Raw genomic sequence first — 15426 nt, 5'->3', positions numbered from 1 at the left:
CGGCAGATCGCAGGCAAGCCAGCTCCTACGGCCTGCGGCCAGAATCAAGAGCCAGAGTGCGCTGTACGACTGCTTCTGCCGAAGGCGTAGGAGCTGCCGGGGTGGCGCTCCACCTTGCCTGCGATCTGTTGCGCAGCGACAGCAAATCGGCTGTACGCGCTCCCGAACGTCCTGACGCCCGAATCCAAAGTAGCCTCAACCACACTCATTCGTCGCACAAAAAAACACCCCGAAAATTCGGGGTGTTTTTACGTGCAACCACGGGGTTCAGCCGTAGGGTAAAGCGGCGCAGGACAGCCCGTGCTCTGTAGCTGTGATCAACAATGCACGGCTCTGCGCCCATTCGTTTGCCTGATCAGCGCACGCCTTCCTGACGCAGCGCGTTAGGCTGGAAGTCGCTGATGGTGGCGGTGAAGCCGAAATCGTAGGCCTTTTTCTCTTCGTTCTTCATGCCCAGCGCCAGGTAGCGGCCGGATTGCAGGTCGTAGAGGGCTTCGAGGGCGTACCACGGCACTTGCTTGTCGTAGTAGTTCTCGGCATGGGCTTCAGCGACACGCCACAGTTGGCCGCGACCGTCGTAGTGGTCGATGACAGCGGCTTGCCAGGTGTCTTCGTCGATGAAGAAGTCACGCTTGGCGTAGATGTGGCGTTGGCCTTCTTTCAGGGTGGCGGTCACGTGCCAGACGCGACGCAGCTCGTAGCGCGCCAGGTCCTGGTTGATGTGGCCTGCCTTGATGATGTCGGCGTACTTGAGCTTCGGATCGTCGAGTTTGTAGCTGTCGGACGCAATGTACAGCTCTTGTTTACCGATCAGTTTCCAGTCGTAGCGATCCGGTGCGCCGTTGTACATGTCAAGGTTGTCGGAGGTGCGCAGACCGTCGGCGGCGGTACCTGGGCCGTCATAGGACACTTGCGGCGCACGACGCACGCGGCGCTGACCGGCGTTGTACACCCACGCTGCACGCGGCTCTTTCACTTGGTCGAGGGTTTCATGCACCAGCAGCACAGTGCCCGCCAGACGTGCCGGGGCGGTTACTTCTTGCTTGAAGTAGAACAGGATGTTGCCGGGATTCTTCGGATCGTAGTCCTTCATCTTGTCGCGGAAGACGAACTCGTCGTGGAAATACACTGGGTTGAACGAGCCGTTGGTTTGCGGCGTGGCTTGGGTGACCAGACGCGACACACTGCCGCCGCGATAGCGGGTGATGTGGTTCCAGATCACTTCCAGGCCATCTTTGGGAATCGGGAACGGCACCGCGGTTTCGAAGTTTTCCAGACCGTTGCCGCCACCGACCAGCTTGGTGTTGGTGGCGTTTTTCTTGATGGAAGCAAAGACATCGGCGGGCACGGTCGCGCCACGATGCGACGGGTAAACCGGCATTTTGAAGGTGTCCGGGTACCGTTTGAACATCGCGTACTGACCCGGTGCGAGCTTGTCCTTGTACTGATCGACGTTCTGCGCGGTGATGGTGAACAGCGGTTTTTCATTGGCGTACGGGTTGGCGAGGAAGCCTTTGTCATCCACCGCGCCCGCGCTGGTCGCCATCGGGGTCCACGCCGGAATGGTGCCAGCCGCGTTGCCGGCCTTCTCGGCGCCCATCGGCGTCAGCGTCGTGCCCAGCTTGGCCGCCTCGTCTGCGGAAACCGCTGCCATCACCCCGGTCGCCAGCAATGACAGACCCAGTACGCCGACGTGCAGCAGCCCCTTCGTGATTTTCATGTTCATGGTCATTCCTTAGAAGTTCATACCGAAGCTGAGGGCCACGAAGTCGCGGTCATCCACTGTGGTGTACTTGCCGTCGAAGAAGTTGGTGTAGGAAAGGTTGGCGGTGTAGGTGTTCTGATATTCCGCCTCCAAGCCCAGGCTCACGGCCTTGCGACCTTCTTCGAAGTTGCCGCCAGGGCCTGGCGAATAACCTTTGACGTCGTGGGACCACGCCACGCTTGGCTTGAGGTTCACGCCGGCGAACACGCTGTTGTAATCCCAGATGGCGCGGGCACGGTAGCCCCACGAATCGGTGGTGGTGAAACCGTCGTTTTCGCAGTAGCGGCTGAGGTTGTTGAGCGGCGCGCCTGCCAGGGTGCTGGCGTTGAGCGCGGTACATTGACCATTCGGCAACGGGCCAGGGCCGTAGCTCGGGTCACGTCCGTAACGCAGTTTGGACGTGCTTTCCAGGCCGCCGACGTGAGTCCAGCCCACCTCGCCCACCATGGTCAGACGTTCGGCACCCATCACCTGATCGAAGAAGTGCGTGAAGGTGGTCTGCGCCTGGCTGACTTCCTTGCGGCGGTAGCCTTTCTGGTCAGCGCCCGGCGTGCCTTGCAGCAACGCAACGCTTGGGTTCAGCGGCGTCAGGCCGGAATACAGAATGTCGGTGGTGTTCAGCTGAACCGGCGCGTTCGGGCGGTAGCTCAGCTCGCCGCTCCACGCCGTACCGGTAGGCAGCGTGGTGGAGAAGCTCAGGCCGAACAGGTGAATGTCTTCGGGGTATTCGACGTAATAGCTGGAGTTGGCCGCGACCACGACCGGCAGCAGCGTCGGCGCGAGGCTGGTCGCCACACCCAACGGTACGCCGCGGCTCGCCAGACCACCCACCAGACCGGCCGCACTGTAGGCGCTGGCCGGGCCACCCTTGCCACTGAAGATCGGCGAGCGGCTGTGGTAATTCATGTAATAGGCGCCGAACTCGGTGTCCAGCGGCTCGAAGTTGTAGTGCATGGCCAGGCCGTATTGGCCGCTGTCGCGGGCATCGCGATCAGGCCCGCGGGCTACGATGGCACCCTCGTCAGGGTTGCCGAAGTTGACGCCACGCGCCGCCAGTGTCGCTTGAACCGGCCCACGCAACGCGGCCGGCAAGGCAGCGTTCAGGCTGTTGCGAGTGCGCAGTACCGCCAAGTTGTTTTGGCAACCGTCGGCGATCACGTCAGGCTGCGAGAAGAAGGTGCCGCAGTTGTCGACGACCGTCTGATCCCACTCCAGCTGATAGAAGCCTTCGGCCGAGAGGTTCTCGGTCAGGCTTTGCGACAGGTAAAACATGTTGACCGGAATCAGGCCTTCCTTGATTTCCGAGCCTGGACGGCGAAACGCCGACACATCGATAGGGTTGATGCTGTTGATGCCGCCGCCGATAAAGGTGCTCTCACCCCAACTCACCACCTGCTTACCGAAACGCACGGCGCCAGGTTGATCAGCAATGGAATAGTTGTGGTAAACGAACGCGTCGAGCAGCTGGAATCCTGAGGACTTCGCGCCTTCTTTGCGGCCTGAATCGCTGATGTCCTTGAACTCGCGGCCTTCATCCTTGAGTTCGAAGTCGTACCAGTACTTGCCCCGCAGGAATACGCCGGTGTCGCCGTATTTCAGCTCCAGATCGTGAATGCCCTTGAAGATCTTCGAAAAGGTTTCCCCACTTTTGAAGTTCAGGTGGCCGTCATCGGAGGTTTGCGAAAGACCGTGTCCGCCGTTGTTGGAACCGATGAGGTTCTTGTTGGCGTTCTGGGTAGACCAACTGGCGCCAATGGAGAGCGACGAGTCGAAATTACCTTCGATTTCACCGATGTTGAAACTGACGCCGAACGCAGGACCGGCGAGCGTGGAAGCGAGGCTGACGGCCAAGGGCAATCTTGCCCGGCGCCAGAACGGGTTTGCTGATGTCATCGACGCTACTCCATGTGCTTTTATTTTTATGGCAGTGGGTGCTTCCAGAAACGACTCAGGCAGACAGATCCGCGATGCCTGGGTGTCAACGCGTGTCGGGCAGCCCATGTAAAGCTGCGAAACGAGGCGGCGTTTTTCTCCGGTTCCTACCTACTGCCGACTATAGCCAGCAGGTACAACGGCTTGATCCCTCTAAAGTGTGATTTACAGCGTCGACGCCTCTGATCCGCCGATTTCGACGGACTCACGCGTGCGGCAAAGGGAGGATGGCTGAATTTAGGAATTTGGCAAGCAGGACGTCTAGACGGCGGCTTCGCGACACATCGCCCGGGTCAGGACCCGAGCGATGCATGCGAGCAAAATGACTCAGAGAGTCGAGAGGAAAGTACTGTTGGTGCTCTGCCATTCGAGGATGTCGAGGCGGATTTTCTTCTTGTCGAGCTTGCCGACACTGGTCTTGGGAATTTCAGTAACAAGGGCGATCTGGCTCGGAATCGCCCACTTGTTAATGTGCCCCTGTTCCACGAAAGGTTTCAGGTGTTCTTTCAAGGCCTTGGCGTCGACCACATGACCTTCGCGCACCACCAGTAACGCAAAGGGGCGTTCACCCCATTGCGGATCGGCGACCCCGACCACGGCCACTTCGCGCACACCGGGATGGCGGCTGCACAGGTCTTCGAGCTCCAGCGAAGACACCCATTCCCCGCCCGTCTTGATTACGTCCTTGATGCGATCGCGAATGTCGATGCCGCCCATGCTGTCGAGCGTCGCCACGTCGCCTGTGTGCAGCCAGCCACCGGCCCACAGCTCGGCGCCTTTTTGCGGTTCGCGGTAGTAGCTCTCGGTCAGCCAGGGCGCCCGTAACACCAACTCGCCTTGGGTCTCGCCATCGGACGGCAGGAAATTACCCTCGCTGTCGACAATCGCGGCCTCCACCAAAACACCGGGTGTGCCGGCCTTGATCCGGTACGTGATGCGCTCGTCTTCGCTGCCCGCCATCAGTTCGTCGTTAAGGTGCGCCACCGAGACGAGGGGCCCGGTTTCGGACATGCCATACGCACCGGTCAGTTGAATGCCCTTGGCCTTGGCCGCTTCGTAGAGCGAACGGTTGAGCGAGCTGCCGCCGATGATGATGTTCCAGCCGGTGAAATCCACGTCTTTCGCGGCCTTGGCGTTGAGCACCATTTGCATGATGGTCGGCACGCAGTGGGAGAACGTGACCTTCTCCTTGCGCCATAGCTCGACCAGCAATTCCGGGTCATAACGACCGGGGTAAACCTGCTTCACGCCGAGCATGGTGGCCGCGTACGGCACACCCCACGCGTGCACGTGAAACATCGGCGTGATCGGCATGTAGACCTTGTCGCTGCACAGCTGCCCTTCGACGCTGCCCATAATCGTCGCGACGGCCAGGGTGTGCAGCACCAACTGACGGTGAGTGAAATACACACCTTTAGGGTTGCCCGTGGTGCCGGTGGTGTAGAACGTCGTCGCCACTGAGTTCTCGTCGAAATCCTCGAAACGGTAATGCGGGCTGGCAGCCGCCAGCAGCGTTTCGTACTCACCCACGAGGTTCGGGAGGTCGGCGGTCTTGTCTGCCGTGTCGGTGAGCAACAGGGTTTTCTCGACCGTGGTCAGCTTGCTCGCGAAGCAGTTATAAAGGGGAACGAACTCGCTGTTGACCAGCACGAACTTGTCTTCGGCGTGATTCATGGTGAACAGAATCTGATCCGGCGACAGCCGCACGTTGATGGTGTGGATCACCGCGCCAATCATGGGAATGGCAAACATGCATTCCAGATACCGATGGCTGTCCCAATCCATGACGGCCACGGTATCACCCGCTTTCACCCCCGCCTCGGTCAGCACATTGGCCAGTCTGCAGATGCGCTCGTTGAGGGTCAGATACGAATAGCGTGATTGGTCCCGGTAAACGATTTCCCGCGATTTCTCGTAACGACTGCCCGACATCAGCAGACTTTTGATCAACAGGGGGTACTGGTACGCGCCATCGGCTGGCGGAATCACGCGAGTCTGCAGCATAGGAATCCCTTTTCAAAATGCATGGGCGGTGCTGAAAATATGCACTCTAGAGCCTTCACTCGCCAGCCAAATCAGCCAAAGGGATGATTCGATTGACGAGTGACCATGCAGGCATTGCGCCATTTGACAGGGTGAAACGGCCCTAAGCGAGCTGAGGCGAGGGGTTTTCAGCCGGGGTGCGTGGGAAAACGGCCGCCGCAAGGAAGGTCAATGCCGCGAAGCCCGCAAGAATGAGGTATAGCCCCGCCAGCCCCTGTCGTGGCTCAACGTAGGCAATCAGCGGAATCGCTGTGGCACTCGCGCCGAAGGACAAGAAGTAACGCAACGCGAATACCCGCGACTGCCATTGCGGCGCGACGAAGTTAGCGACCATCGCATCGTTAACCGTCACCTGACCAAACACCACGAACATGAAACCTGCCCCCAGCATTATCACCGGCCAGCTGTCGACGTAGGCCAGCGCGAACAGAAACGGTGCCTGGCAAACAGTCAGGATCACGAAAGGCCACTTCAGGCTGAATCGGTCGAGGAAACGGCCGATGGTCAATTGCGCAATCGCCCCGAAGGCATAGGCCAGGCTGACGATGAGACCCAGCGTTTGCGGCGAGGCGAACAGGTCGTGCAGACGATCCTGAAACAGCTTCGGATACGTCATGGTGGTGGCGTTGAACACCACGCCGCCGGTTGCCGTGGCGACGGCCAGCACGGTGAAGACCATGGTCATGGAAATCCGCTGGCCCGATTTGCCTTTTGGCGCGGCGTGCGGCCGCACCGGGATCGGCTCGTCCTTGATCTGCCAGGCGAACGCCAGTCCGATCAGAATCGACACGCTGCCCGGCAGGATGAACGCCGAGCGCCAGCCAAATTGCGCGACGAGAAAGCCCGTCAGCAGCGCGGAAAATGCCACGCCCAGGTTACCCCACATGCCATTGACGCCGATTTCGCGGCCACGGTTCTGCGCGTAGGCCACCAGCATCGCGGTGCCGACGGGGTGATAGATGGCGGCGAACACGCCCACCAGCGTCATGCCGACCGCCAGCATGGTCGTGCTGGTGCTCAGCCCGGTGATGATCGAAGCGGCGCCGATCCCGAAGAAGAACAGCAGCATCATGTGCCGCCGACTCCAGCGATCACCGAGCCAGCCCGCCGGTAGCGAGCAGGCCCCGAAAGCAATGAAGCCGCCGAGCGACAGGCCGATGAGCTGCGCGTAGTCCAGCGCAAAGGCTTGGGTCATGCCCAGCACGGCCGCGGGGAAGATCAGCATGAACATGTGATCGATGACGTGGGCAGCATTGATGAAATGGATCACCCGTTGGGGTGAGTTGGATCGTTGGGATTGACTCATGGCAGCGCATCCTGAGGCTTGCAGTGAAGGTGGATGCTCATGCTAAGTTGGCGACAATTCGCATTTCAGACAACAAAGTCATCGAATCCGCCATGTTGATCAATCATCTCCGCCACAGCCCCGTGACTGCTCACCCTGCTGACTACCCCGAAGGCGGCTATCACCCGTGGCACATTCATGCAGAGGCGCAATTGCTCTATGCGGTCAGCGGCATGATGCGCCTGGTGACCAAAACCGGCGCCTGGGTGATTCCGCCGACGCGCGCCGTATGGATTCCGCCGATGGTAGAGCATGAGACGTTCATGTCCGGCGAGGTGTTGATGCGCTCGTTGTTCATTGCGGGCGAACACTGCCCACCGGGGTTGAATCAGTGCTGCGTACTGGCCGTTACGCCGCTGTTGCGCGAGTTGATCGTGCGGGCCACTCAAGGTGACGAGCATGCGGCCAATCCGCTGATTCAGCAGCTGATGCTGGAAGAAGTCGCCGGGCTGAAAAACCTGCCGCTGCACATCCCGATGCCCCGCGACCGGCGTCTGCACAGCATTTGTATGTCCGTGCTCAAGGCCCCGGATCACGGCAACACGCTGGAGGATTGGGCGCAGGAAGTCGGCGCCAGCTCACGCACACTGACGCGGCTGTTCAAACAGGAATTGGACCTGAGTTTCAACGCGTGGCGTCAGCAAGTGCGCTTGATGGAAGCGTTGCCGAGGCTGCTCGATGGCGAGAGTGTGCAGCGAGTGGCGAATGATCTGGGGTATGGCAGCGCACGCGCGTTCAGCGCGATGTTCAGCCGCCTCTTGGGAGAGAGCCCCCGGGAGTATCTGGGGGCGTTGCGGCAGTTGAGCCAGCTGAAGCGGTGATCCGATATGGAGGCCCAGGCGGGATAAACCTGTAGGAGCGAATTCATTCGCGATGCGGCTTTTCGGACGAAAAATGTGTATCGATTGTCCCGGCCAATCGCGAATGAATTCGCTCCTACAGAGGGTTCACCCTCCGGCTTCAGGAGGGGTTTTATCAATGCATCTCGGTCAGCGCGAGCTTCAGCCCCAGCGCCACCAACACCCCGCCCATCGCCCGATCGAACCAATGCCCCATGCGGGCGAAACCGGCCCGAACACGCTCCTGACTGAACAGACGCGCCACCAGACAAAACCAGACGCCGGTCGCGACGGCCAGATAAACGCCGTAACCCGCCTGAACCAGCAGCGGCGTATGTGGGTTGATCACGACAGTGAACAGCGACAGGAAAAACAGTGTCGCTTTCGGATTCAAACCGTTGGTGACGAAACCGGCGGTAAAGGCGCCTCGCGCCGTTCGCTCGCCCTTGGCAAGATCAACCGGTGCGTCCGATGCGTTCGCCGGTTTGGCGCGCAGGGCCTTGATGCCGATGTACAGCAGGTACGCCGCAGCGGCCCACTTCAACGCGTTAAACAGCACGATGGACTGCGACACGATCAGCCCGATGCCCAGCAGCGAATAGCCAACGTGCAGGAAAATCGCAGTTCCCACGCCCATGGCGGTGTAAGTCCCAGCCTTGCGACCGTGGGTCACGCTCTCGCGCACGACCACCGCGAAGTCCGGGCCGGGGCTGGCCACAGCGAGCAGGTGAATGAGGGCTACGGTGAAAAATTCCGTCCAGTACATCGAAGGGTCTCCAAGGCGCTTTGGCCAATGACATGCGCTGTTACGTTCGCTACCTTACGCTTCCTATCCAACGGACAAAAGGTACAGCTGATGTCGAGTCAACGCAGAGCAGTTTTCCTGGATCACACCTCACTGGATCTCGGCGATCTGGACCTGAATCCTTGGCGTGAAACCTTTGGTGAACTGGTCCTGCATTCCAGCACGACGGCTGATCAGGTGATTGAACGCCTCCAAGGTGCGCACGCAGTGATTTCCAACAAAATCATGATCGATGCCGCCACGTTCGCAGCGTGTCCGGACCTCAAGCTGGTACTCGTCACGGCCACGGGCGTGAACAACGTAGACCTCGACGCAGCGCGCAAACATGGCGTCGTGGTCAGCAACTGCCAGGGTTACGGCACGCCGTCCGTGGCGCAGCATGCCCTGATGTTGTTGCTGGCGATGGCCACGCGTCTGCCGGATTATCAGCAGGCGATTCAACAGGGTCAGTGGCAGAAATCGAAACAGTTCTGCCTGCTCGACTTCCCCATCGTGGAGCTGGAAGGCAAGACGCTGGGCCTGTTGGGCCATGGCGAACTGGGCGGCGCGGTGGCGAAACTCGCCGAAGCGTTTGGCATGCGCGTGATCGTGGGGCAGATTCCCGGCCGCCCTGCCCGGCCGGATCGCGTGCCGTTGCATGAACTGCTGCCGCAAGTGGACGCGCTGACCCTGCACTGCCCGCTCAACGAACACACCCGCGACATGATCAACGCCCACGAGCTGAGCCTGATGAAACCCAAGGCGTTCATCGTCAACACCGCGCGCGGAGGATTGATCAACGAACAGGCGCTGGCCGACGCCCTGCGCAACGGCCATCTGGGCGGCGCGGCCACCGACGTGTTGACTGTCGAGCCACCGGTCAACGGCAACCCGCTGCTGTCCGGCGACATCCCACGCCTGATCGTCACGCCGCACAGCGCCTGGGGCAGCCAGGAAGCCCGCCAGCGCATCGTCGGCCAAGTCAACGAAAACGCACGCGCGTTCTATGCCGGTGCGCCGATTCGGGTGATTGGCTGATCCACCCCGCACAGCAGATTGACTATCAATGCTGGCTGAAGGCGACTGCCACCCTTGGCCGCATTTGATTCTGCCCGAAGGGCGTGGGAGTTGGCTTGCCTACGATCTATTGCGCAGCAATAGCAAAACCTGAGGAGGCCGTAGGAGCGCGCTTGCCTGCGATGGCGGAGTGTCAGCGTGCACATGTGCTTCAGGAACACCGCCATCGCGGGCAAGCGCGCTCCTACAGTAGGTGTACCGGCCGTATCACCTGTTAAACTCCGCTCTTTTTTCAGGAGCCGATGATGGACCCGCGCAGTGAAGTGTTACTCCGTCAGGCCGAGCTTTTTCAGGGTTCGTTGCTGCTCGCCAATCTGCCCGCTGATGACCTGCTGGGCACACTGCCGAACGCCCGAGGCTGGAGCTGGCATGCCGGGGATTTCGCCGCGCTGGACACCCGCTTCAACGGTCGCACCCATTTCGGGACCGAAGCACCCGCCGAGCCTCTAGAGGCAGCGGTGCTGTTCTTGCCGAAAGCCAAAGACCTCACCGATTACCTGCTCAACGCCCTCGCCTCGCGCCTGGCCGGTCGCGAGTTGTTTCTGGTCGGCGAAAAACGCGCAGGCATCGAAGCGGCGGCCCGTCAGCTCAGCCCATTTGGCCGTGCGCGCAAACTCGATAGCGCTCGTCATTGCCAGCTGTGGCAGGTCAGCGTCGAGGACGCCCCTCACGCCATCGAATTGAACAGCCTCGCCAAACACTTCGACATCGAAGTACAAGGCGGCCTTTTGAAAGTCGTCAGCCTGCCCGGCGTGTTCAGCCATGGCCGTCTGGATCGCGGCTCTGCCCTGTTGCTGGACAATCTTGATCGCCTGCCCACCGGCCATTTGCTCGATTTCGGCTGCGGCGCGGGCGTCTTGGGCGCGGCGGTTAAACGTCGCAACCCTGACATGAACGTGACGATGCTCGATGTCGACGCCTTCGCCACGGCCAGCACCCGCTTGACGCTCGTCGCCAACGGTCTTGAAGCCGAGGTCATTACCGGTGACGGCATCGACGCCGCGCCGGAACATCTGGACGTGATTCTGACCAATCCGCCCTTCCACACAGGCGTTCATACTGATTACGCTGCAACTGAAAGTCTGCTGAGAAAATCCCGCGAACATCTGAAAAAAGGCGGCGAACTGCGCCTGGTTGCCAATAGCTTCCTGCGCTATCAGCCGATCATCGAGCAGCACCTTGGCGTATGTGCCGTCATGGCCGAAGGGAATGGGTTCCGGATTTACCGCGCCAAACGCGCCTGAAATTAACGCTTGCCGAACCGGATTCTCGAAGGCAGAATCCGCTCCGTCCTAGGGGAGTAGTCTCCCACGAGCGCCATGCTCGTCCGGCGTGCATCAACATACTTGGTCCTCAGACCATGGTGCGCGCGACCCGGAATCCGCATCAGACGGATCGGTGGTTTGACAAGACCTATGACACGAACATCCTGACCCGGGGCGGGGAGGTTGTACGTGTCATAGCCGTGTTGACCCGCCCCTTAGGAAAATCCTGATGCTGGAATCCCTGTTGGTCCCCACCGCGGTCGTCGCACTGGCCGAAATCGGTGACAAGACCCAACTCCTCGCGCTCATCCTCGCAGCCCGCTTTCGCAAGCCCTGGCCAATCATCGCCGGCATTGTTGCGGCCACGCTCGCCAACCACGCCGCAGCCGGTGCTGTGGGTGCCTGGTTCGGCAGTTTCTTCTCCGATGCCATGCTGCACTGGATTCTCGCCGCGAGCTTCACCGCCACCGCTCTGTGGACACTGGTTCCAGACAAAATGGACGACGATGAAGCGAACACCGCCCGTAAATTCGGCCCGTTCATGACCACGCTGATCGCGTTCTTTCTCGCGGAAATCGGCGACAAGACGCAAATCGCGACCGTCATGCTCGCGGCGCAGTATTCGTACCTTTGGCTGGTGATTCTGGGCACGACGCTGGGCATGCTGCTGGCCAACGTACCGGTGGTGCTGGCGGGTAACTTCGCGGCGGAAAAACTGCCCCTCACCTTGATCCGTCGCCTGGCAGCGGGGGCATTCTTCATTCTCGCCATCGTGGCGGTGTACAAGGCGATGCAGGTGAGCGGCTGGGTTTAACCCCGACCTGAAAATACCGCTTCACCCGTATTGGAATGCTATCCCTGTGGGAGCGGATTCATTCGCGATTGGCCAGTACATTCGATACATATCTGTCGTTTGTAAGCCCTGTTCTCGAATGAATTCGCTCCCACAGTTGGGATCGCGTCAATCATCAAATGAGGGTTACCCCTTCGGCGCTTGCTCGTAGAGCGGCATCACCTTTGGAATCGCCGCCTGCAACGAGGCAATCCGATTGGACGAAGCCGGGTGTGTGCTCATGAACTCCGGCTGCGACGCCCCCGCCTGAGCCTGCATCTTCTGCCACAGGGTGATCGCGGCGTTGGGGTTGTAACCGGCACGGGCCGACAGTTCCAACCCGATCAGGTCGGCTTCGTTTTCATTGGCACGGCTGTTCGGCAACGTCAGGCTGTAATTGACCACGGTGTCGGCCAGCGCCAGGCTGTCCTGCCCCAGACCGAGCAATGAGCCTGCGCCGGTCTTGGCCATCTGCACGCCATACGCCTTGGACATCGCTTCACGACCGTGCTCGCGCAAGGCGTGGGCGATTTCATGCCCCATCACCGCCGCCAATTCGTCATCGCTGAGTTTGAGCGTATCGATCAAACCGCTGTACACGATGATCTTCCCACCCGGGCCGCAGTTGGCGTTCAGCTCATCGCTCTTGATCAGGTTCACATCCCACTGCCACTGGGCGGCATCCGGACGCAGCTTCGGCGCCTGGGCGATCAGCCGCTGGGCAACGGCTTGCACGCGCTTGGCCTCGGCGCTGTCCTTATCCAACACACCCTTGGACGACGCCTCGCTGACCGTTTGCTGGTAGGACTGCGCGTACATCTGATTGACCTGATCAGTCGACAACATGCTGAACATGTACTGCTTGCGCTCGACGCCCACCGAATCTCCGCGGGTGGTGTTGACGGCTTGACAGCCTGCCACCAGCAACGCGGCGCTCAAGGAACAGAGAGTAAAGGCCTTACGCATGTTGTATCTCCTTGGAAACAAGGCGCTCATCCTAGGCCGTACGCCCGGTGAGTGCCATATAGCAGCCGATTGCCATATAAATAGCGGTTAAAAATTCGCACATTTGTAACAGAGATAAAACATTCCCCTTAGTTCCTGCATCAACGCTTCAAAAAGTTCGAAGGCCTTAGAAACCGTGGGCTGTGGGCGACATACCCAATTGCGACCTGAGCGATTCAAAAGCGGCCACTTCGTCGGTTTCGCCTCAATTAAGTGCGAGACAAGGCGATATCTCCTTCAGGCGTAATTCCACGTCCGGAGCCACTATGAAGTTCAAATCGATCCAGTTTTCAGTTGCGGCACTGGCGGGTGCCATCGTGCTCAGCGTCGTGGCTGCCCTCGTGCTTTATTCCTTGTTTTCCGGGGCCCGAACTCAGGAACTGGTGGACAAGCGCACCACCGCACAATTCGAACAGGCCATCCAGCAGCGCCTGACCGCGATTGCGCGGACCCAGGCCAGTGAAATCCAGCGCGAACTGGAAGCGCCGTTACACACGGCAGCCGGCCTCGCGACCATGAACGCCACGTTAGGCATGAAAGACAGCAAGGGCGAACCGCTGCTGAAAGTCAGCCGCGAGCAATTGCTCAACGTGCTGCACGAAACCGTCGTGCGGAACCCGAAAATTCTCGGTTCCTACATCGGCTGGGAAAAAGACGTACTGGATCACAACGATGCCGCGTATGCCGAGACGCCCATCACCGGCGTCGATCCGAAGGACGGCCGCTTCATGGCCTGGTGGTATCGCAAGCCGGACGGCACGTTCAATCTGGAAAAACTCGCCAGCCTCGAAGACACCAAAATCCTCTCCACGGGCATTCGCTCCAGCGAGTACTACCTGTGCTCACGAGAAACCCGCAAACCCTGCGTGATCGACCCGGCCCCTTATAAAGTCGGCGACAAAATGGTCATGCTGTCGTCGTTCATCGAGCCGATCATGCTGGAGGGCAAGTTCCAGGGCATCGTCGGCGCCGACCTGTCAGTGAACTTCATCCAGGACATGCTCGAAGGCGCTGACAAAAAGCTCTACGAGGGCGCCGGTGACATGGCGCTGATCGCCACCAACGGTCGACTGGTCGCCTACACCAGGGACACCAGCAAGCTCGGCGAGAAGGCCAGCGACATCCTCGACGCCAACGAAGTCGCGAACCTGAACACCATTACCAAAGGCGAAGTGCGTTACGACATCGACAAGGAACACGGCCACATCGAGCTGTACATGCCATTCGGCATCGGCGACACCGACGCGCGCTGGACCCTGATGATTCGCATGCCCGTCAACGCCGTGATGGCCGACCTGCAAAAGCTGCAAAGTGATTTGGCGCACCAGCGTGAAACCGACATTTTCGGCATGACCATGGTCGGCCTGCTGATCGCAGCATTGGGCTTGTTGATTGTCTGGTTTGTGGGTCGCGGGATTGCCCGTCCGTTGAAACAGATGGTGGTGATGCTCGACGACATCGCCAAGGGCGAAGGCGACCTCACCCGCCGCCTGACCAGCGACCGTGCCGACGAACTCGGTGCCATTGCTACCGGCTTCAATACCTTCCTGAGCAAGTTGCAGGTGATGATCAGCCAGGTAGTGACCTCGGTGCAGAAAGTCAGCGACTCGTCCGAACACACCGCCGACATCGCCATTCGCACCAACAAGGGCGTGCATAAACAAATGGCCGAGATCGATCTGGTCGCCACGGCCGTGCATGAAATGACCGCCACCGCTCAGGACGTCGCACGCAACGCCACTCAGGCCGCACAAGCCGCGAACCATGCCGATGATGCCGCCAATCAGGGCATGCGCATCGTCCACAACACCTCGAACTCCATCAGCGAACTGGCGGTGGAAATCGGCCGCGCCGTGGGCGTGGTGCAGACGCTGGCCAAGGACAGCGAGAACATCAACGCGATCCTGACGGCCATTCGCGGGATTGCCGAGCAGACCAATCTGCTCGCCCTGAACGCAGCTATCGAAGCGGCCCGCGCAGGTGAGCAAGGCCGAGGCTTCGCCGTCGTGGCCGATGAAGTGCGAAATCTGGCGCAGAAGACGCAACAGGCCACCGAAGAAATCCAGAGCATGATTCAAGCCCTGCAGACCGGCACGCGGCAAGTGGTCAAGGTCATGGAAGACAGTCAGACCAAGACCGACGAAAGCGTGGGCCATGCGGCGGAAGCAGCGCAGGCACTGGAAAGCATTACCAAGGCCGTGTCGGTGATCAACGACATGAACACCCAGATCGCCAGTGCCGCCGAGGAACAGAGCGCCGTGGCCGACGACATCAACCGCAACGTGATCAACATTGGTCAAGTGGCGAACGAAGTGGCGGGCGGCGCGGACGAATCGAGTCAGGCGAGTGCCGAGTTGACCAAATTGGCGGAGCAACAGCGCCGGTTGATCAATCAGTTCAGGGTTTGATGCAAAAAATGCGGCGTGCCTGACACGCCGCATTACTCACTGTAGGAGCGAATTCATTCGCGAAGAAGGGTCGGGCAACAGAGATGTGTCGGATGTACCGACCATTCGCGAATGAATTCGCGCCCACAGGA

The 15426-nt window shown here is 60.0% G+C and carries 11 protein-coding genes, 1 pseudogene and 1 riboswitch; of the genes and pseudogenes, 6 read left to right on the top strand and 6 right to left on the bottom strand.

The genetic code is table 11. The annotated features are described in order from the left end of the window. Positions 1 to 355: 355 nt before the first annotated feature. The 4 genes from ACIQAL_RS23645 to ACIQAL_RS23630 form a co-directional block, all read right to left on the bottom strand. Positions 356 to 1720, bottom strand: a complete 1365-nt coding sequence (locus ACIQAL_RS23645) for a DUF1329 domain-containing protein (RefSeq protein WP_401150143.1) — start codon at positions 1718 to 1720, stop codon at positions 356 to 358. 15 nt (positions 1721 to 1735) lie between these two features. Further along, on the bottom strand, positions 1736 to 3658 hold the full coding sequence (locus tag ACIQAL_RS23640; protein ID WP_401149918.1) for a DUF1302 domain-containing protein: 1923 nt from the start codon (positions 3656 to 3658) through the stop codon (positions 1736 to 1738). 366 nt (positions 3659 to 4024) lie between these two features. Continuing rightward, on the bottom strand, positions 4025 to 5701 hold the full coding sequence (locus ACIQAL_RS23635) for a fatty acid--CoA ligase (RefSeq protein WP_401149917.1): 1677 nt from the start codon (positions 5699 to 5701) through the stop codon (positions 4025 to 4027). 142 nt (positions 5702 to 5843) lie between these two features. Further along, positions 5844 to 7046 (bottom strand): MFS transporter, encoded by a 1203-nt coding sequence (locus ACIQAL_RS23630; RefSeq protein WP_401149915.1) that lies wholly within the window; start codon positions 7044 to 7046, stop codon positions 5844 to 5846. Between the two features lie 92 nt (positions 7047 to 7138). Between ACIQAL_RS23630 and ACIQAL_RS23625 the strand changes: the two genes are divergently transcribed. Further along, entirely contained in the window at positions 7139 to 7906 is a 768-nt protein-coding gene (locus ACIQAL_RS23625; RefSeq protein WP_401149913.1) for an AraC family transcriptional regulator, read from the top strand. Positions 7907 to 8060: 154 nt separating this feature from the next. Here the strand turns inward: ACIQAL_RS23625 and ACIQAL_RS23620 are convergent, their stop codons facing one another. Beyond that, positions 8061 to 8690: a LysE family translocator gene (locus tag ACIQAL_RS23620; RefSeq protein WP_166597221.1), complete on the bottom strand. Its 630-nt coding sequence runs from the start codon at positions 8688 to 8690 to the stop codon at positions 8061 to 8063. Positions 8691 to 8780: 90 nt separating this feature from the next. On the opposite strand from ACIQAL_RS23620, the gene ACIQAL_RS23615 reads away from it, so the two are divergent. From ACIQAL_RS23615 to ACIQAL_RS23605, 3 genes are all read left to right on the top strand, one after another. Then, positions 8781 to 9746, top strand: coding sequence for a 2-hydroxyacid dehydrogenase (locus tag ACIQAL_RS23615; protein ID WP_401149911.1), 966 nt, complete (start codon positions 8781 to 8783; stop codon positions 9744 to 9746). 284 nt (positions 9747 to 10030) lie between these two features. Continuing rightward, complete coding sequence (locus tag ACIQAL_RS23610; RefSeq protein WP_401149909.1) at positions 10031 to 11029, top strand: methyltransferase; 999 nt, start codon at positions 10031 to 10033, stop codon at positions 11027 to 11029. Between the two features lie 39 nt (positions 11030 to 11068). Then, a riboswitch (yybP-ykoY riboswitch) is annotated at positions 11069 to 11255 on the top strand. A gap of 24 nt (positions 11256 to 11279) precedes the next feature. Continuing rightward, positions 11280 to 11864, top strand: a complete 585-nt coding sequence (locus ACIQAL_RS23605; RefSeq protein WP_341962085.1) for a TMEM165/GDT1 family protein — start codon at positions 11280 to 11282, stop codon at positions 11862 to 11864. A 165-nt stretch (positions 11865 to 12029) separates the two neighbouring features. Here the strand turns inward: ACIQAL_RS23605 and ACIQAL_RS23600 are convergent, their stop codons facing one another. Further along, a complete protein-coding gene (locus ACIQAL_RS23600) occupies positions 12030 to 12848 on the bottom strand; it encodes a M48 family metallopeptidase (protein ID WP_401149907.1) in 819 nt (272 codons plus the stop codon). Positions 12849 to 13153: 305 nt separating this feature from the next. Here ACIQAL_RS23600 and ACIQAL_RS23595 point away from each other — a divergent pair. Continuing rightward, a pseudogene (locus ACIQAL_RS23595) lies at positions 13154 to 14437 on the top strand (HAMP domain-containing protein); the annotation flags it as partial. A 15-nt stretch (positions 14438 to 14452) separates the two neighbouring features. Further along, a complete protein-coding gene (locus ACIQAL_RS23590) occupies positions 14453 to 15295 on the top strand; it encodes a methyl-accepting chemotaxis protein (protein WP_401150141.1) in 843 nt (280 codons plus the stop codon). Positions 15296 to 15426 lie beyond the last annotated feature (131 nt).

This window comes from Pseudomonas sp. NPDC088368 (genome assembly GCF_044753445.1).
Classification (GTDB): Bacteria; Pseudomonadota; Gammaproteobacteria; order Pseudomonadales; family Pseudomonadaceae; genus Aquipseudomonas; species Aquipseudomonas bambusae.
The sequence above is the reverse complement of the archived record's forward strand: the minus strand, read 5'-3'. Positions and strand labels throughout refer to the sequence as shown.